Genomic DNA, 18,667 nt, shown 5'->3' with positions numbered 1-18,667 from the left:
CCTGGTGTTGCTAGCTAGTGGGTGGTTTTTACCGGCGGCTACGCCTCTAACGGCAGATCGTCTGCTGCTGGGGCGTGATCTCTTACGTCGATTTTGCCGGTGACGGCGGCTGAGATTAGGGCGGTTCGGCGTTCCTGGAGCAGCTCTATTTGGGTTACAGCCTTGCCTATCAATGCGCTATATCTATCTTTAACAGACGCTATACGGTCGTAGATTTTTATTTGCTCATCATAGGGTGGCGCAGCAACGTCTATCTCATTCAAAATCCCAATGTTAATAACACCCATAGTTCCACCTCGGGATAACAGCTCAAACTGCTTAAACGTGGTGTCACTTTTCAAGAACTCTCGAATATAAAGTGGAAAATATCCACGTAGAAGTTTCGCTTTGATTAATCGTGGATTAATAATCCCCTTTTCAGCATTCTCAGGAAACACTGCGATTTTCCCGAACGTACCAACACAACTGATAAGAAGATCCCCTGCTTCAACCCGGTAACGCATTAAATCAGAAAAACTTTTTGCAGAAATATAATAGTCGCCCTTTAAAAAGTCGTTCGGTATAACTTGCTCTTGCCCATAAACCTTATAACCCTGGGCGCAATACATATCCTTCGTAATACTTGACCCAAAAGGCCCTGCAATTATGTTCTGACAAAAATATTTAAGCTTTTTAACCTCCCAATGCGCAGGCACTTCGCCCAGCCACTCTACGCCTGAGTCTTTCATGGGGACATCCGACTCTCCATTACAAGAAAGACCTTTGGTGACGGCGTGGCTGATAACGGCTTGGCGTTTTTCTTTTAGCAGCGCGATTAACCGCTGCTGCTTTTCAATCAGCGCATCGATTTTGGCGGTTTCACGGTCGAGGAAATTGGCGATTTGAGTTTGTTCGCTTATTGAAGGTATATATACGACAACATTCTCAACCTGCTCAGCACTTACCGCTTCGAAGGTACTTCCCGTCGAAACGGCATCTAGCTCAGTTTTAACTACAGGAATAAGCCACCAAAGGAATTTAGAATTTAGGGTTACATTACTAGTAATGGCACATAAGCCTCGACCAATCCCATAGCTTTGATCCGCTATATTCAATGCTCCTACCGGAGCTCGCACCGAAAAAAGATGGTCACCTTTATTAGCAATTTTTCTTGGCACATCACAATATTGTTTAGGTGAGGGTGTTTTATCTCCAAACTCAGCATTCCCCTGCAGGAATGGCAAACCTACCCCGTCTTGATTGCAGTCATCAGAGCTGGGTGATTGCCCCATATTTATTTCTGCTTCAAACTTCAACCTAGAAGATTGCCAGTTACACGGAACTAAACCGAACCACTCCATCCCAGAGTCTTTGTACTTCGGATAAGCCTGATACCTCCCCATCACGAATGAACCTCACCTAAAAGCTGCATAATTTCAGCACTCACCTTATCCAAATCCGCATCAATCTCCTCCAGCGGCCTGGGCGGCTGGTAGACATAAAAATGCCGGTTAAACGGAATTTCGTAACCGACAATACCAATCTCGCCGTCTTTGTCATCGCGCTTATCCGCATTAATCCAGGCATCAAGTACGTGGGGTTGCACTTCGCGGGTGAAGTAGCTTTCGATAAGTTCGCTGGTTGCAACCGATGGATCGAGCGGTACATTTTCGTTATCACGCAGATCGCCGTCGGGCTGAAACTCCACCACCTTGCCTTGGTAGTCAAACAGGCCATAGAGCGGCGAGGCCGGTGTTTTATGCGCTTTTTTAAGCTCTTTTTTAATGACGGGCTCTGCGTCTGGGTTCTTACAGGTAATGGCGTCCAGCAGTTGTTTTTTCTCTTTGGTGTCCAGCTTTACGTCCGCTTGTTTTAGGGCGGCTTTTAGGCTGTCTTCAAAGGTATTAAAGTCGTCACTTTGCGCCGTGCCAATAATGCTTTGCAGGGCCTGGGCTTTGTGTAGCAGTTGCTGTTGCGCCAGCCAAAGTTTACGGCCCAGCAGCTCTTTAATTTGCTTTTCTTTTAGCTCGGGGAATTCGGCTTTAACCAGGGCCCGAACTTCTACTTCTACGCCGGATAAATCGCCGTACTTATCCCCACCAGAGCCGTCACCCGCCCACTCGTTAGCAAAACGCTGGTAAACGGCCTGCATGGCGGCGTTATAGGGCTTGGGGGCGAAGCGTAGGGATTCTATTGCCGCATCGGTAAATTGGGCAGACAGGCGCAAGGGCCGCTCGATGGTGAGGCGGCGGTAGCCGAACTGGTGGCTGTGGAAGATTTTACTGGCAAAGGTTTTAGGGGCCTCGGCCTTGGGGTTCGCCGCCTGGCGGCCGCGGTTGGACTTTTGCTCGGCGGGTTTATCTAGCGCGATAGGCTCGACGGCCTCAAAATCACCAAAGCATTGAGTAATGGTTTTAATATCGTCATCGGTTAGGTAGTTACGCTTAGAGCCCAGCGATTTGCGCATTTTACTGCTAAGGTCGGCGGCGTTGATGAGCTGTACTTTACCTTTGCGCTCGGCGGTTTTCTTGTTGCTAAGCACCCACACATAGGTGGCAATGCCGGTGTTGTAGAACATATCGTTGGGCAGGGCGACAATGGCTTCTAGCAGGTCGGCCTCGAGGATATAGCGGCGGATTTCGCTCTCGCCACTGCCTGCGCCACCGGTAAACAGCGGTGAGCCGTTAAGGATAATACCGATGCGACCCCCGGTCGCTCCCGGCGTCCTGCCTCCCGCGACATTAGTGCGTCCATGCACGTCATCACTGCCATCGCGGAGCTTACTCAGCAGGTGCATCAAAAACAGTAGCGAGCCATCGGATACCCTGGGCAGGCCCGGGCCAAAGCGGCCGTCGAAGCCTTTTAGGGTGTGCTCGTCTTTAATGTCGCCTTCGATCTTTTTCCAGTCCACACCAAAGGGCGGGTTAGAGAGCATATAGTCAAACTGCTCGCTGGGCAGCTGGTCGTTAGACAGTGTGTTACCCAGCTTAACGCGGCTGACATCCTGCCCCTTAATCAGCATATCGGCTTTACAGATGGCGTAGGACTCGGGGTTAAGCTCTTGCCCAAAGGCGCGCATCACAGCCTGGGGATTTAGCTCGGTGACGTAATCCATACCCGAGGATAAAAAGCCGCCGGTACCGGCCGTAGGATCGTAAATGGTGCGGATAATGCCGGGCTTGGTGAGGGCATCGTCGTCTTCCATAAACACCAGTGAGGTGGTTAAACGCACAATGTCGCGCGGGGTAAAGTGCTCACCGGCGGTTTCGTTGGAGCTTTCTGCAAAGCGGCGGATCAGCTCTTCAAACACCAGCCCCATTTCGTGGTTGGAGATTTTTTGCGGGCTTAGGTCGGTAGTGGCAAACTTTTTAACCACTTTGTACAGCAGGTTGGCCTCGTCCAGCAGGCCGACAAACTCGCTGAATTTAAAGTGCTCGAAAATCTCGCGCGCGTCTTTGGAGAACGACGGCACATAGGTTTCCAGGTTGGCCTTAATATCGCTTTGGCCCATTTTGCCCAAGTCCATGGGCGAGGTGTTGTAAAAGGCCAGGTTCTCGTCATTGCTTGCCGGGTGGAAGGTGGCGCGCAGCAGGAACTTCTCTTGCGCCTCCTCGGGCAGGTTCATCGGGGCAATGCGCTCGGCCTCACTCAGTACCGCCGCTTTGCTAGGCTCTAGCACACACTCCAGCCGGCGCAGCAGGGTAAAGGGCAGAATCACCCGACCGTATTGGGATTGCTTAAAATCACCGCGCAGCAGGTCGGCAACGGACCAGATAAAGGCGGCGGTGGCAGAGAAATTTGTATCGTTCATTTTTTATCCAAGCATGACCGCCCTACCCGGTGCAGGCAGGCGCGGGGAACTGTGTATTGCTTGAGTAAGGGCCGAGCGAGGGTTTTGACGGGTAATGGCATCCATACCCAAACGCGGCCCGCTTCCGTTACTCAACCATAGTTGTTTTTGTATTGCGCCCAGGGCGCTGTGTTTAGCCGTTTGGCACATAATATACCAGTTATTAAAGGTACTGTCTGAGGAGTGCTGCGACGCTCTTGCCCCGTGCCAACGTACTTGAACCCCAACACCACCCCTACACTCGCGTAAACTGTCCCCCAAATTCCCAAATTGGAAGTAACCCATGCGCGGTATGTCCCATAAATTGCCCCCTTCGGCGCCCGACCCTTCAGTGCCCCGGTTGAACCTGCGGCAGGTGTGGGGTTATATCTGGCCTTATCTGTGGGATTACAAATGGCGGGTTTTGCTTGCCATTGCGGCGCTGTTGGCGGCCAAAGGGGCCACCCTGGCAATGCCCTGGGCGCTGAAACATATTGTGGATGGGGTGGACCGAAGCCTGCAGCCGGAGCTGGCATTGCCCTTGGCCTTTTTGCTGTTTTACGGGTTTTTGCGTTTTGGCGGGGTGTTTTTCGGGGAGCTGCGCGATGCGATTTTTAGCCGGGTGACCGAGCGGGCGATGCGCCGGATTGGGCTGCGGGTGTTTCGGCATTTGCATCAGCTGGAGCTGGATTTTCACCTAAGCCGCCAGACTGGGGGCATTAGCCGGGATATAGAGCGCGGCACCAGTGCCATCAGCTTTTTGATGCGCTTTTTGATGTTCAATATCGTCCCCACCTTGTTTGAAATTTTTATGGTGGCGGCGATTTTTACTTTTGCCTTTTCCGCTTGGTACGCACTGATTATTCTGGCGGCGGTGGCGGTGTATATTGGCTTTACGGTGTTTACCACCGAGTGGCGTACCCGGTTTGTGCGCGAGGCCAACCGGGCGGACTCGTCTACCAATACCCGGGCCGTGGATAGCCTGCTGAATTACGAGACGGTTAAATACTTTAACAACGAAGACTTTGAAGCGCAGACGTACGACCAGTTTTTGGCCGAGTGGGAACAGGCCAAGCTAAAAAACCGCATGTCGCTGCTGGCGCTGAACTCGGGCCAGGCGCTGATTATCGCCGCCGCCATTACCGGCATGATGATTATGGCGGCCCAGTCGGTCATTACCGAGGAGATGACGCTGGGTGATTTGGCTATGGTGAACGCCTATATGATTCAGCTGTTTATTCCACTGAACTTTCTGGGGTTTGTTTACCGGGAGATGCGCCGGGCGCTGACCGATTTGGAAAATATGCTGGGGCTTTTAAAACGTGCGCCGCGCATTGTGGATGCGCCCGACGCCAAGCCCCTGCAGGTAACCGCCGGTGAAGTTGAGTTTAAGAATGTCGCGTTTGGCTATCGGCCCGAGCGAACCACCTTTACGGACTTGTCGTTTCGCGTGGCACCGGGGCAGAGGCTGGCCATTGTGGGCGCCTCGGGCGCGGGGAAAAGCACCATCGCCCGGTTGCTGTATCGTTTTTACGATGTAAGTGCCGGCTCCATCGCCATTGATGGGCAGGACATTCGCGAGGTAACTTTGGATTCGCTGCGCCAGGCCATCGCCGTCGTGCCGCAGGACACAGTGCTGTTTAATACCAGCATTCGCGCCAACATTGCCTACGGCAACCCCGAGGCGTCGGACGAGGCCATCGACCGGGCCATTAGCATGGCTCATCTGGATGGGTTTATCGCCGCCCTACCCGACGGTGACAATACTCTGGTGGGCGAGCGGGGTTTGAAAGTCTCAGGCGGCGAGAAACAGCGCATTGCCATTGCCCGGGTGCTACTTAAGGGCGCGCCTATTTTGGTGTTTGACGAGGCCACCTCGGCGCTGGACTCCCATGCCGAGGCGGCAATATTGACGGCCATGCGAGAGGTGTCCAGTGGCCACACCAGCCTGGTGATTGCCCACCGCCTTTCCACTGTGGTGGACGCCGATCAAATTCTGGTACTGGATAACGGCCAACTGGTGGAACAGGGCAGCCACCAACTACTGCTGCAGCGCGGTGGCCGCTATGCACAACTATGGGCGGTGCAGCAGCCAGAGCCCAATTAGGCCCAGCTGTCGCTAACTTAATACGCTTAGCTAGAAGCCCTTGGGTGACCGCTAAAAATCCGCCGATAGGCGAGGCCGCCTCTGTAACGAGCACGCAGCTCCGATGTGTGGCTTTGGTACCGTTTTACCCCACTCGAAGTGGGGCCAACTGCCCCGCTGCCAGATGAGCCTGGGCCGAATACACGATCTAATCGAATCAAACTATGAGCCGATTAGGGAAAATATTCGGCTCAGAGGACAATAATTAACCCGTGAGTCATTATGCGTCGTTGGCCGCCGCGTCCCTTTTTGGGCCAGGCTATCCAGTAAGATCAGCACTCCCTATGATGCCACTACATTAACCTACGCGAGACTCTGATTGTACCGCTCAATAAGCTCGTCCATGGCGGGTTTGTCGTAGTCGACAATACCGGAGACGAGCATGATCTTTTCACCCTTCCCGACAAGCTCATCGCCGTCTTTCCAGTTAAATGGCAAGGTAAGCCTGCCGCGCTTGCCCTCGCAGGTGAAGATGGGTGCAAGGGGTTCTAGTACGGGGTTTTGAATATCAGTGCGGTCAAAATGAACCGACATGCTCTGGTACATCACCATGGGGCGCTTGGGGTTAATCATCACCTTTTGGGCCGACATGGCGGGTACTAAAATATGCGGGAAGGCTTCGCCCGAAAAAGCCACATATTGCTTGATGATACTTTCTACGCAGGTGGGGTCGGTGTTGTTGTCGCCCGAGCGGTTCACGGTGACATAGGATTTTTTTTCATCCGAAAATGCCAAAGTTTCTGACGGTTCCGGCAAGGTGATTACCGACTTTTCTGTAATCATCGCATCGAATGAAAACTGCATATTCTGCGATATACCGTACTTTAACAGCACCACGGCAAACAATAAGTCGCCCGGCACACAAAACCGCTTTGCATCAACGTTGTGTAGAGGGTTGTAATCCCCGGCCACTTCCTTTGCAAACTGGCTCGCTTGCTCGCGGGTAAAAGATAGGCTGTTATTGTTCTGTTGAAAAAAGTGATTGAGCATGTTCGAAGGGTCTGGTGGACGATAAAAGGCTGGGAATATTACGCTTTCGAGGGTGATTTTACAAACCTGCCCCTAAAAGCCCAGCGCTGGCGATGGGAGCGCACTAGCAGTGCGTGATTTTACCCCCATCCTTGTTCCGTACATCGGCGCAACCGGCTATCTGAGGCGGGGCAAGGCGTGGGCACCTCACGCTTGCCGCTAAGGCGTTGGCAGGCCTTCCAGAATCAGGTCGGTGGTGCTTTTAACAAAAATACTGCCATCGTCCAGCTCAACGGTAACGGTAAAGCTTTGATTTGCGTATTGCGGCGCCTCGGTAAAGAAAAACTGGATACTCTCACGCGCGGGAGCGTCTGTTGATGCAAAATCACTGAGCAACTCAACACCATCAATATAGTAATAGGCGTATATCGATGCGATGCCGGCGAGTTCTGACCCGGCCGGGTAATCATCGTTGTAGGCATTATCGCTGACGACCGACACGCGCGTTATCGTTTGTGAAGGTTGCGGCCCGGCAAAACTACAAGCGGCCGCTGTGGGGAATAGACTCCAGTGGGTGGGCGCCGCTTTTACCTCGTAATAGGTGCTGTCGGACTCAAGCACGATACTGAGATAATCCCAGGTTACGGGCGCATCGGGTGTCGGTTCACCATAATTAGAGGTTGCTCGCTCAACAGGTTCGGTATGGACACGCGAGGATATTTGATAATCAACGATGGCGTATTCTCGCGGAGGCGGAGGGTCGCCACACTCAGGAATATGACCACCGCCGGAGTCTCCACCGCAAGCGCTAAGCACAAAACAAAAGCCAATTAATACAACTGAGTAATTATTCATTCAAAATCATCCTGATTACGGTCGCGACCAACACAATCACGAGTTTATCCCTATCGAAATGATAGGGTTTTATTTAAGCCAGCATGGTAACAAAGTTTAACAATAGAGCAGAAACCTATCGATGAGTGACATTACACTTGAATGCGGCTTTGGCTGCGGCATACAGATTAACAAGGCTGTATCGCCTATAAGGCGCCTCATCCCGCCGGCTTTATTAACCCCAGTTTTTCCATATGTTCCGCGTAACCGGTCACTTTAGTGCTGTGAACGACGGGGACGCCTCTGGCGTGCAAGTCGCTACAAATAGCGGCGACAGTTTCGCTTCGCGACTGTCGCTCTAGGTCGTGTAGGTAAACCGCTTTGATGCGGCCGGGGTTTTCCATAGCGATTTGCCAGAAGGTTTCGGGGTCGTGCTGGCCGCTGTCGCCTATTAGTACAAACGACAGGTGCGGGTAGGTATTCATTAACGAGCGGATGTAGTCGATTTTGTGGTTATTGCTGCCCAGCGCAATTGATTTAGCCTCGCGCCAGGCCAGATCGCGCAAAAACATTGGGCCCGGGGGCAGGTCGTTGAGGTCTAAAAACTCCTCTAGCAAATTATTTAGGTTCCAGCCGCTGCGCGAGAGATAAAACATGGGGTTGTTGGCGTTGCCGCTGGCGCCTTTTACCAGCCGTTGGTAAAGCGGCACGACTTCGTCTACCGCTGTGCGGCTGGCGGCATCTTTAAATAAGGTTAACTTGACTTGCTGTATTTTATTAAAAGCGCTGCTGTTCAGTACCGTGTCGTCAATATCGCTGATAACGGCAAATTCAGAGTCCGCCGGCGGCACATACGAGTGCACAATCGCTGTGGCACGGTTGCCTGCGATTGAATCCTTTAGCTGCAAGGTCACTTTGTGCCAGCCAGGCTCCAATGGCTCATCATCACACCACAGGTTGAGCAAAAAGAAACCTTCGTTATCGGTGTAAAACCGGTGGGTTTTACCACGAAACTGCGCCTCTAGCTCGGCGCCCGGAATCTCGTTAGAGCGCAAGCTACGTATCGTGGTAAAAAAATTGTATAACTTTTTGTTGCGCTTAAAGAGCGCGGTTTTCTTGCCCGCCGTCTCGATCAACCGCCCTTTTATTTGCAAGCTTCTGGAGGTGCCGTGCCCACGGTAGGCCTGTATTTCTGTGTCTCTGAGCAATCCGGCGCGTTTTTTAAGTCGCAACTTTTTACCGGGGTTTGCCACCGTCGGTAGGGTGCCGTCGTCTGTCAATGTGGATTCTTGATTACGGTAGTCCATGTGTCTCCTTAAAACCGCTATTGTGTAGCGCCCGTCACTTTGTCGCTTTGCGCATCTTGCTTTGCTTGCTTTTTAACTTGCCAAATACTGTGTGCCAATACCACGGCTATAACCACCGAGCCGCCCCAAAAGGTGAGCTCGGGGATCACCTCATTAACGAACAACCAGGCCCACATAGGTGCCAATAAAGACTCTAGCACCAAAAATAAGCTCACTTCGGCAGAGGCGACATAGCGGGTAGCCGCAAGCATAAACACGGAGGCAAGCGGCTTTTGCAGTAAGCCCATTAACGCCAGCCAGCCCAAGCCCGCGGTTGCTACAAACAAAGGCGCAGCAAAAGGCAACATAATAATGGCCGATATAAGCGCACCAGCAGCAACGGCGGGGATGCGGGGTAAATCAGGTAACGTGCGTAATAGGGTAAACACGAAGCCGGTACTAGCCGACAACACCAAGGCTAACGCGTTGCCTAACAAACTGCTGTTCTCGGTATCACCAAGAAAAACCAACACCACGCCCGCCACGGCGACAAAGATGGTAACCCAAGTATTTAGAGCAATTTTTTCGCGCAGCATGAGCCAGGAAAATAGCGCGGCAAAGAAGGGCGTAAAACACAGAATTACAACGGTGTTAGCAATGGCGGTGTATGTGACCGAAAATACAAACAGTGCAATATTAAAGCCGTATAAAAAGCTTACCAGTACGGCCTTTGCTCGAAAACCCCATAGCGTACGCCATTCGTGAACTCGACCAGAGCAAATACCAAAGATCGCCAAGGCGACAAAGATAAAAATGCCGCGCCAAAAGGCAGCGTTTGGAGCTGAGGTGTCGGCTAAACGCAAAAACGTCGCGTCAAAGCTCAGCGCCAACACGCCCACACCGGCAAGGAAAAACCCTTTTCGTCGGTCAAGGCTTACCTTACTACCGCCAGGCTTTGCGGGCGAGTTACTCCGCTCGCGCATCTTAATGTCTTTTCACCCAGTTTCCTTGATCTGACTTGGTGTACGAGCTCTTAACCGCGGACCAAGCAACTTTGTGCGCGACCGATTCTCGATCATCATCGCCTATGCGATCCTCGGGATTTTTATAGGTATCCCACGCGCTATTGAATGCCTCTTGGTAGATCTCCTGCCCGTGTTTAGGAAGCACGTTTTTGACAGAGTCTGGCAACTGGTTGGTGCTTTGATAAGGCATACTGTTCTCCCTCTTTAGTCGTATCGCCGTGATGCAGGCGCGAACGAAATAAAATATCCAGCGTAATACAGCAAACTATGTTCCAGCGACACAGCCGCTAAAAACCGTGCGCTCTGGGAGGTAGGTATATAGCAAAATATGGGAGTAACTTGGGTAAGAACTGCAATGGTCGTGTAGAGTTTGCTTTGGGGCTGCCGGCGGCGCCCCTGTGTTTTAGCCTGCGGTTTGATTAGGGCGACCTAGACCTAAGCCGCCCTAAACAATCAACATTGACGGTAGACCGCCTCTAAGATTTAAACCGTACGCGAGCTTGGCTATTACAGTTTTTGCGTCATCTCATCGGTGCTTACACAATTTGCGTACGCAAACCCCAAAGCCGCCATAGAGGACGCATGCACTTGCGCCGCCGGTACGCTCACCCCGTTAAACTCCAAATCGAGCGTGGCGCAAGCGTCGTGCACCACGGTAACCTTGTAACCTAAATCGGACGCGGCGCGAGTAGTGGCCTGAATGCACATATGGCTCATGGCGCCGATGATGACGACGTCCGTTACGCCCTGCGCTTGCAGGTACTCGTGCAAATCGGTTTTAAGAAACGAGTTGGGGTAGTTTTTTAAAATCACCTTCTCGCCGTCCTTAGGCGCCACGAGTGGGTGAAAGTTAATGCCATCGGTGCCGGCGGTAAACACCGGCGCCTGGGGGTCTGGCTCCTGATGGTGAATGTTCACTATCACGTCGCCATTGGCGCGGGCCGCCGCCATTACCTTGGCCGCGTTGTCGGCGGCGGTCTCCACGCCCTCCAGCAGCATTTTGCCGCCGGGAAAGTATTCGTTTTGGATGTCGACAACGATTAACGCTTGCTTGCTCATAACTATCTCCGCTTGGTTGGTCTGAATCGTCATGGACAGTGTGCCCTGAGAGGGTCACAATGCTAAGTGGCATTACTGACAATATACGAGGCAATAGCGACACATGAGTAAAAAGCCACTGGAGATTGGTTTGCTGCTGTACTCGGGCGCGCAACAAGCCGCTGTGCTGGGTATTACCGATTTACTGCAAACAGCCAACCGGATGATCAAGGCCGACACGGCGGTAGCGCCCTTGGCAATCACCCACTGGCAGCCATACCAGCAGGTGCCGCCCAAGCGTGTGTATGGCGAAATGGCAGACTCCGCGCGCACACCGGCAGCGATTATCTTACCGCCTACGCTGAACAACCCTGTGAATTTACCCATACCCACGCCCATGGTGGATTGGCTAAGCCAGTGCCACCAGCAAGGGGCGGTTATTTGCTCGGTGTGTGCGGGGGCATTTATATTGGCGCGCACCGGTATTTTGCACGGGCGCACTGCCACCACCCATTGGATGTACACAGAAACGGTCGAGTCGCTCTACCCCGAGGTAAGCTGGGCCACTGAGCGTTTAATTGTGGATGACGGCGATGTGATTACCGCCGGTGGCGCTATGTCGTGGACGGACTTAGGCCTGCGCTTGGTTGAGCGTTTTATGGGCGCGCGGATTATGCTAGACACCGCCCGCACACTGTTAATTGACCCACCCGGGCGCGAGCAGCGTTACTACCGCCCTTTCTCGCCCAGGCTTAACCACGGCGACAACGCCATTTTAACGGTGCAACACTGGCTACAGAGCACTGATGGCAAAGAATCGTCAGTAGCCGTGCTAGCGGCGAAGGCCGGCTTAGAAAAGCGCACGTTTTTACGGCGGTTTCAGCGCGCAACCGGTTTAACCAGCACCGACTACTGCCAACATATTCGCGTCAGTAAAGCGCAAGACGCCCTGCAGCTAAGCCGCGCCCCGATAGAAACCATCGCCTGGAACGTAGGCTATAAAGACCCGGCCTCGTTTCGCAAAATCTTTACCCGTATCGTCGGCTTGGGGCCCGGAGAATACCGTAAACGCTTTAGCGCGCAGGCACACTGACACGCCCACGCGTTAAGGGCGCTAAATAGTGCTATTAATTTTGCTAGGTATTGCTCGCAAGCGCCGCTTTACGGCGACAAGCAAACAACACCCTCGCCTTTCGTCCGCCATTCAGCACTTGCCCAATCACGCTCGCGCGCACCAGCAAGTCATACAACAGCAAAGATACCGCAATGGTAATACCCGAGATTAGCGTCAATTTTACGCCCCAGTGCCAAGGGATTTCGGCAAACGCAATTTGCAGCCAAATAACAATAGGCAGATGAATTAAATACAGCCAGTAGGATGAATCGGCAAGGTAGCGCACGGTTTTACTGGGGCGGTTAAACAAACGTTTAAAAGCACCGATGGTTAGTGCCACCAGCGACCACATCATTACCGCGTAGCTGAATAAAAAAAGCGCTTTAATAAGCAGGTATTGCGGGTGACCAGACTGCCCCTCAACCCGCGCTAAGAGCACGGCGGCGATAATAGCAACTGCCCCGAGAAACACTTTGCCAACACTAATACGGCCAAAAGCCTCGATGACATTACCTTGGCGATGCAGCAACCAGCCTAGCGCAAAAAAACCGCCGTAAATAAACAGCACCGGCCATTGTGGCACGAGCGATTTATCGGGTGTATCCATGCCCCAGTGGCCCATAAACCACAGGCAAGCGACCGTAGGTATAGCGGCAACGATAAACGCTAAGCGCGAGTGGGCTAACCAATGTACGACGGCATCGGCCAGTGCGGTAAGCTTTTGATATCTGCGCGGGTGCCAGGCAATAAGCTGGCGCATTAGCAAAACAGCGGTGGTCGCCAACAACAAGTAGTACAAAAACCATAGGTGCGTACCGGTAAAAGCCGTGCTTAAAGAGCCGAAAAACACGTTAAAGCCCTCTTTTAATGAGGCAATAATAGCAACCTCCCCACGTAAGCTTTGCATGCCCATCACCCACCCCGACACTAGCAACGGACGCAATAAAAACCAGCCAACCACAAAGGGAATAACAATGCGGATAAACCGCGACTGTAAAAAGCCCGCAGCGCCTTTGCGATGAAACGTCATATGGCTAAAAAAACCGGCCACCAAAAAAAATAGCACCATACGAAACGAGTGGCTAATCAGCATAAACGTGCCCACCAGCGCGCTGGTGGAAACATCCATTACCGCCCAGCCGATATACACCGGTAAAAACGATAAACTGGCGTGAAAAACGATGCCCAACAACAACGCAAAAGCGCGTACGGCATCAAGGTAATCTAAGCGTTGAAGCGCTTGGTTTGGCGTAGTCATGGCAGCGGCCCGTAGTAAAGGTGTAGGTATGTTGCAGAGCCGCCCTTTCAGCGCCCCGCTACACGCTCGGTTACCTATTAATAAAAGCTGACAGAATCCAGCGCCACTTCAAAGGGCTCTGGCTGCACGGCGTAAGCGACTATACTGATACCGTTTACTGTTTGGGGGTTAAGTGGCGTCTGCTCGGACCAGGCACGTTTTAACGATGCGAACGGCACCTTTACCTCGTGAAACTCACCATCTTGAGTGACCGTAATGGGGGCGGCGTGATAGTCAAAGTTAGTGACCTCGGCGCTGTTAACAGAAACCGACAGGTTGCCCTTAGCGAGCTTTACCCGTAACAATACCCCCTCGTAAGGGCTAGCGTCTTGCGCGCCTCCCTCTATGTCGAGAGGCAGTACGTAGCTCACCCAACCCAGCTGGCCACGGGCGGGTACAATCTCACCCTGTAGGGTGACCACGCCTTTCTCTATGCTTTGCGTGGCGCTGGACCCGCCGCCCATCACGGCATCGGTAAGCAGCTGGCGCGGCAGGTTAAGTTGGTTATTGGCGGCATCATCAAAGGTATCAACGTGAGGCGCGAGCGGCGCGGCAAGTGCGTTGCTGGCAAAAACCACAGCGGCCATAAAAGTCAGTTTTTTAAGCATGGTTGCCTTAGTTGGTTTAAACCTTGTCATACTGTGTGCTCCTAATGGAATAATGGGTGGCTCAGAACTCTTCAACGAGAACGAGCAAGCTGTTGCTATAAACCCGGCCCAAAAAACACGCCGGTACATAAGCGTCGGGGTATAAGTGCCTTGAGCAAAACAAAAGGTGACAAGTTTTTATAAAAAATCAGACAAAAAATTAATTTAATAAAAACTGTCACCTTTTACCGACCAGTGGGCACTTATACGTTTTAAGCCGGAATCACAAAGCTATGGGCCTTTTTAAAAAGCGTGTTAACTACAAAGATTCAGCCGATACCAGCCTGGTGCTGGCATCCATCGGCGGGGACCGCGACGCCTTTGGCGAAATCGTGGGCCGCTACCAAAGCCTGCTGTGCTCGCTGGCGTATTCATCGGTGGGGGACTTAAAACACAGTGAAGATATTGCGCAGGAGGCGTTTGTCGAGGCTTGGCGCAAGCTGGACACCCTGAGTGAGCCGGCCAAGCTTAAAGCGTGGCTGTGCGGCATTTTGCGCTTTAAGATCAGCCGCTACCGGCGCAAAGAAACCCGCCACGCGGCCCAGACCACAGACGAGCTGCACGAGCAAGCCGCCGAGCACAGCCGGTTGGATGACGCGGTAATACAAGAGCAAGAGCAAGCCCTACTCTGGCAAGCGTTGCAGCAACTGCCCGAAACCTACCGTGAGCCACTGATCTTGTTTTACCGTGAACAACAGTCGATCGAGCACGTGGCGGCGGAGCTGGAGTTATCGGAAGACGCGGTAAAGCAGCGGTTATCGCGCGGGCGCAAGGCGCTGCAAAAAGCCATGATCACCTTTGTGCAAGACACTCTTGCCAAAAGCAAACCGGGCGCGTCCTTTACCATGGCGGTATTGCTGGCCATTAGCACCATATCGGCGCCCAAAGCCAAAGCGGCTTTGTTTAGCGCCGGCGTCGCGCACACGGGCAACGCCATTAAGTGGGGCAGTTTGCTGACAATAGCGGCGTCTTTTTCAGGGGTGATTGGCTCGTTTTTTAGTGTGCGGGCAAGCCTTGCGCAATCGCGCACCGAGCGTGAGCGGCGCGCCACGCTCAAAATCGTGGCACTGTACTTTTTGGTGGCGGCAGTTTTTGTCGCCGGCATGTTTTTGCTTAAGTATGTGGCCCTGGCAAATAGCAACTACCAAGGCCTTTACGCCGTAGGCTCGCAGCTTATGGTAGTTGGGTTTATTGCTGCGTACCTATGGCTATTGGTGTACATGTTTATCAGCCAGCCGCGGCTGCGGGCACAAGAGCGCCAGCGTCAGCCGGAGGCTTTTCTCGCCGAGTATGACCAGGTAGATTCCAAGCGGCGCGAATACAAAAGCCGGCTTTCGCTTTTTGGTATTCCTCTCATTCACGTCAAGCTGGGCCTGCCCGAGATGCACGAGAGGCCCGCCATTGGCTGGATTGCCGGTGGCGATAGAGCTTACGGGTTATTGTTTGCCTGGGGCGGTTTGGCAGTGGCACCCATTAGCGTCGGTATTGTATCGGTAGGCGTAGTAACTGTTGGCGCGTTAGGGTTTGGCATTCTTGCCGCCGGCACCGTGGCCGTGGGGGTTATTGGTTTTGGCGCCTCGGCCATTGCTTACAAGGCCTATGGATCGCTCTCAGCGCTGGGCTGGGAGAGCGCATGGAGTGGCGGGTTTGCCATCGCCAAAGACGCGGCCATCGCCCCCATACCCTTTGCTACGCTGACCAACAGCGAGAGTGCCGCCGACATCGTTGAGCTTGCGGCGCTAAGCCAAAACCACCTATGGGTGCTGGGCGCTATGAGCATACTGGTAATCGCCCCCGCTATTTGGCACTCGAGTATGGTGAAAAGGCGTATGGGCCAACAGCAAAAACACCGATGAGCGCTAGCATCAGGCACCGCCGCACAATAAACAGGCATAAAAAACCGACGCAAGCGTCGGCTTTTTTACAGCTGGCTAACGGACTTAGTTAGCTAACTTGGCGTTTTTCAGCTCGACTAAGCGATTCAGGTTGCTCAGTGACTGCAGGTGCGCATAGATCAGCTCCAGGCCGTCTTTCTTAAACAGATCCATAACCTGCTCTTCGCCCAGCTCTTTCAGTTTTTCACGTTTAACAGTGTAAAAACCTTTGATGCTCATGTTGTTTTCAGCGTTGCCGTTAAACTCGATGTTCGCTTGCATAGGCTCCAGCAGGTCCAGCTCTTTAAGCTTTTTGCAGAAGGCTTTGGTCATTTCGGCGCGGTATTGGTAATCCTGCAAAAACTTAATAACGTCTTTCAGGTGATCGGTTTGCTCGCCGTTATCATCAAACAGGCGCTCGCCACGGCTGCCGTCAGCAACCAGCGCTTTACTTTGCTCGTCGATGCAAAGCGTCAGGCTTTCTGCGTCATTGCCGCCGGCAAAAACAAAGGGGTAACGACGTACAAAAGCCGGAATATAACGGGCATTAATGGTGCCGTCATCATTCAGCATCAGGTTCTCGCCCTGCTTAACACCCATAACAGCCAGCGGGGTGTGCTCGCCTTCCGCATTCGGCGCCGAGAAGATAACCGCGTACTCAGCGGCGGCAAAAGGGATCTCGGTGGCCAACAGCGGCGATGAGGTCATATCGGCGATAAAATCGTATGAGTCGATTTTAACCGACATGTTACGGTGCTTTTCGCTGCTTAGAGCCTGGATGTCGTTGTAAATCATTAACTGCTTGGTCACGTGAATACTCCGTTGTTATTGTCGCGCCCTGTCGGTTCGCTAAGAAAAAAATAGGCGCACATAGTAGCATTTTGGCAAAGTACTGCCACCCTATCTCGCAGCCATTGCTGGTTTCTGGGGGCACAACCGCAGAAATACAAGGCCAATAATCGCCAGGACAGAAAAAAGCGCAAAAGTAAGAGGGTAAAGCGGAAGGATGTCACGCAACAGAAAAGAAAAATGGTCGGAACGGCGGGATTCGAACCCACGACCACTACACCCCCAGTGTCACAGCGAAAACGACGTAAGGCATTGATATTATTAGATAAAACAATTGTGGACTGCATATAAATACAGCAAAAACGACAAATATAGGCCCTTGATTTTAAAGGCTTTTTTGCTCATTCGGAAAACGGATTGTAGCACTTTATGGCCCCATTTTAAGGGGCCTCGCTTTCCGGGCAAGTTGATTTCAGAATAACTCTACCGTTTAATGATGACGCTAATTCTAGCGACAACAGGGGATAAGGGGATCGCATGAAGCATCTAATAGCAATAGCAATAACACTCACCCTAGCGGCCTGCGGCGGCGGTGGTGGTGGCGGCACCAGCAGCAAGCCGATCGTCAGCAGCTCTAGCAGCTCGTCATCGGTAAGCAGCTCGTCATCGGTAAGTAGCAGCTCAAGCAGCCAGGCTCAGGTTCTCGGGCTTCCGATTGGCTCTGGAGCCATACTTATTGACGGCGCAGACACCTACGCGGCCACCGTTTCACCGGGCGATGAATTCGCGCCACAGGAGGTAAAGGTAAACCCTGGGTACGACTGGACTCACGTCTCATGGGGTACCGGCCACGGCCACCCAAAAACAGAGGTTTGGCGATCAGATCAAAATTGGTTTGAGTCAGCCGAGAAATTTGACGAAGTTATTAACTACGGCAGCCAGTATGCCGACATGACCACCCCTCTGGGATCAACATATTATTACTGGGTTCGGTTTGTTAACGAAGATGGCAGCTTTGGCCCCTTTGCGACCACTGATAGTCAAGAGAGCGTTGCTATTCTGGAGGCGTCAATTACTTTGGACAACGCTTATTCCGCAGCCGACATTGACCCGAACGGCTACGTTATCGCTGCGCGCTCAGGAAGCACGAAAATTGACAAAATAGACCTGTTAACCGGTAGTGTAGTAACAATGTTTGATGCTCCGGAGGAAATGAAGGCTCTGGCGGTTAGTCCTGATGGCGTGATCGTCGCGCTATCGAGTCAGCTGCACCAAGAGTTTTCAATGCCCGACGCGCCTTATATTTACGAGCTAAGTGCCACAGGCGAGCAGTTGTCCGCGGTGCACTCAATCGAGAATTTCGGAACCATAGACTTTGATGACGAAGGCAGGTTGATCGCGCTCATAGAAAGCAATGGCATTCGGGAGCTATCCAAAGACAGTGGTAATGGGTACACCGGCGCATCTACAACATCGATCAACGTAAACACTTTTGGCATGGTGGGCGACGTTGATATTAGTCAGGATAACGAATTAAGGCTAACGAAAGAGCGCCACGGAAGCACATTGCTGCAGGTTTACAGCATGGATACCGGAGAGCTCATAAACACCGCCGTCATCATGGCGGACGAAGTATCGCCGGGCGCTCTGGTGTACCGCTGAGGCTCGCGTGCGAGATCTCTTACAAAAGATTAAGTTTTGGCTTACAAGCAAAGCCAATCACAATGGCCTACAGTGAAGGGGTCGCCGCCCTACCGACGCCCCATGGAATTTGAGGGAAGTCAGGGATACGCATTGGATTGCCACAGGGCGGCGACTTTATCGCCATCGGCCAAACACT

The 18,667-nt window shown here is 52.6% G+C and carries 15 protein-coding genes; 4 read left to right on the top strand and 11 right to left on the bottom strand.

The annotated features are described in order from the left end of the window. Nucleotides 1-38: 38 nt before the first annotated feature. Nucleotides 39-1,340: a restriction endonuclease subunit S gene (locus AAC019_RS08590; protein WP_339898325.1), complete on the bottom strand. Its 1,302-nt coding sequence runs from the start codon at nucleotides 1,338-1,340 to the stop codon at nucleotides 39-41. Nucleotides 1,341-1,381: 41 nt separating this feature from the next. After that, nucleotides 1,382-3,790, bottom strand: coding sequence for a class I SAM-dependent DNA methyltransferase (locus AAC019_RS08585; RefSeq protein WP_339898323.1), 2,409 nt, complete (start codon nucleotides 3,788-3,790; stop codon nucleotides 1,382-1,384). 322 nt (nucleotides 3,791-4,112) lie between these two features. On the opposite strand from AAC019_RS08585, the gene AAC019_RS08580 reads away from it, so the two are divergent. Further along, entirely contained in the window at nucleotides 4,113-5,915 is a 1,803-nt protein-coding gene (locus AAC019_RS08580) for an ABC transporter ATP-binding protein/permease (RefSeq protein ID WP_339898321.1), read from the top strand. Between the two features lie 342 nt (nucleotides 5,916-6,257). On the opposite strand, the gene AAC019_RS08575 is transcribed toward AAC019_RS08580, so the two are convergent. From AAC019_RS08575 to AAC019_RS08550, 6 genes are all read right to left on the bottom strand, one after another. Then, entirely contained in the window at nucleotides 6,258-6,944 is a 687-nt protein-coding gene (locus tag AAC019_RS08575) for a DUF3581 family protein (RefSeq protein WP_339898319.1), read from the bottom strand. A gap of 198 nt (nucleotides 6,945-7,142) precedes the next feature. Beyond that, on the bottom strand, nucleotides 7,143-7,778 hold the full coding sequence (locus AAC019_RS08570) for a hypothetical protein (protein WP_339898317.1): 636 nt from the start codon (nucleotides 7,776-7,778) through the stop codon (nucleotides 7,143-7,145). 197 nt (nucleotides 7,779-7,975) lie between these two features. After that, the gene (locus AAC019_RS08565) at nucleotides 7,976-9,064 is read right to left on the bottom strand and encodes a phosphatase domain-containing protein (protein ID WP_339898315.1); all 1,089 of its coding nucleotides are present in this window, start codon (nucleotides 9,062-9,064) and stop codon (nucleotides 7,976-7,978) included. Between the two features lie 17 nt (nucleotides 9,065-9,081). Beyond that, the gene (locus AAC019_RS08560) at nucleotides 9,082-10,026 is read right to left on the bottom strand and encodes a DMT family transporter (protein WP_339898313.1); all 945 of its coding nucleotides are present in this window, start codon (nucleotides 10,024-10,026) and stop codon (nucleotides 9,082-9,084) included. A 1-nt stretch (nucleotide 10,027) separates the two neighbouring features. After that, nucleotides 10,028-10,258, bottom strand: a complete 231-nt coding sequence (locus AAC019_RS08555; RefSeq protein ID WP_339898311.1) for a ChaB family protein — start codon at nucleotides 10,256-10,258, stop codon at nucleotides 10,028-10,030. Nucleotides 10,259-10,575: 317 nt separating this feature from the next. Further along, complete coding sequence (locus AAC019_RS08550) at nucleotides 10,576-11,127, bottom strand: cysteine hydrolase family protein (protein WP_339898309.1); 552 nt, start codon at nucleotides 11,125-11,127, stop codon at nucleotides 10,576-10,578. A gap of 103 nt (nucleotides 11,128-11,230) precedes the next feature. On the opposite strand from AAC019_RS08550, the gene AAC019_RS08545 reads away from it, so the two are divergent. After that, the gene (locus AAC019_RS08545) at nucleotides 11,231-12,199 is read left to right on the top strand and encodes a helix-turn-helix domain-containing protein (protein ID WP_339898307.1); all 969 of its coding nucleotides are present in this window, start codon (nucleotides 11,231-11,233) and stop codon (nucleotides 12,197-12,199) included. Nucleotides 12,200-12,242: 43 nt separating this feature from the next. Here the strand turns inward: AAC019_RS08545 and AAC019_RS08540 are convergent, their stop codons facing one another. Then, complete coding sequence (locus AAC019_RS08540) at nucleotides 12,243-13,478, bottom strand: acyltransferase family protein (RefSeq protein WP_339898305.1); 1,236 nt, start codon at nucleotides 13,476-13,478, stop codon at nucleotides 12,243-12,245. Nucleotides 13,479-13,555: 77 nt separating this feature from the next. Next, nucleotides 13,556-14,155: a CIA30 family protein gene (locus AAC019_RS08535; protein WP_339898303.1), complete on the bottom strand. Its 600-nt coding sequence runs from the start codon at nucleotides 14,153-14,155 to the stop codon at nucleotides 13,556-13,558. A 242-nt stretch (nucleotides 14,156-14,397) separates the two neighbouring features. On the opposite strand from AAC019_RS08535, the gene AAC019_RS08530 reads away from it, so the two are divergent. Further along, nucleotides 14,398-16,020 (top strand): sigma-70 family RNA polymerase sigma factor, encoded by a 1,623-nt coding sequence (locus tag AAC019_RS08530; protein WP_339898302.1) that lies wholly within the window; start codon nucleotides 14,398-14,400, stop codon nucleotides 16,018-16,020. A gap of 84 nt (nucleotides 16,021-16,104) precedes the next feature. Here AAC019_RS08530 and AAC019_RS08525 read toward each other — a convergent pair whose 3' ends face one another. Next, entirely contained in the window at nucleotides 16,105-16,848 is a 744-nt protein-coding gene (locus tag AAC019_RS08525; protein ID WP_339898300.1) for a SapC family protein, read from the bottom strand. Between the two features lie 516 nt (nucleotides 16,849-17,364). On the opposite strand from AAC019_RS08525, the gene AAC019_RS08520 reads away from it, so the two are divergent. Next, nucleotides 17,365-18,489: a hypothetical protein gene (locus AAC019_RS08520; protein ID WP_339898298.1), complete on the top strand. Its 1,125-nt coding sequence runs from the start codon at nucleotides 17,365-17,367 to the stop codon at nucleotides 18,487-18,489. The last annotated feature ends 178 nt before the right edge of the window (nucleotides 18,490-18,667 follow it).

Origin of the sequence: uncultured Gilvimarinus sp., assembly GCF_963975215.1 — a bacterium.
Classification (GTDB): domain Bacteria; phylum Pseudomonadota; class Gammaproteobacteria; order Pseudomonadales; family Cellvibrionaceae; genus Gilvimarinus.
This window is presented reverse-complemented; position numbering and strand designations above follow the sequence as displayed.